The sequence below is a fragment of the Vibrio sp. 10N.222.55.C6 genome (assembly GCF_041473395.1).
GTDB classification, from domain to species: Bacteria; Pseudomonadota; Gammaproteobacteria; order Enterobacterales; family Vibrionaceae; genus Vibrio; species Vibrio crassostreae_C.
The window spans coordinates 1-338 of the sequence record NZ_JBFRSD010000340.1; the positions used below are offsets into that span (position 1 = coordinate 1).

Annotated in this window: 1 pseudogene; it reads right to left on the reverse strand. The window is 39.3% G+C overall.

Annotation, left to right across the window (positions count from 1 at the left end):
* Window positions 1-169: 169 nt before the first annotated feature.
* A pseudogene (locus AB4486_RS24015) lies at window positions 170-338 on the reverse strand (LysR family transcriptional regulator); the annotation flags it as partial.

The window sequence follows — 338 nt, forward strand, 5'->3', positions numbered from 1 at the left end:
ATACGATGTTTCTCATGATCTTTCACTTCCTGTTTGAATAGCCGTTTCTTCCTGATAATAACCAGTATAATATAGTTCACTTTAACTTAAAGTTTGCGTTCAAACTTAGGTTTGGGCTAGATTACAAAATACGCGCAACAAAGCAACCTAACGTATTGATTTTTTTGAGCTATGATTTTGTTCGCTGATTGCCATACATGTCGTCAAACCCGGGAATGCCTTGCTCCCACACAGGTTTATCTTCACCGACAATGGTTTTCAATGTATCAATGAAGAGCTTGGTTTTTATGGGTGCATCTCGATGTGGGTACACCGCATAGAAAGTGCCAAAGTCATCC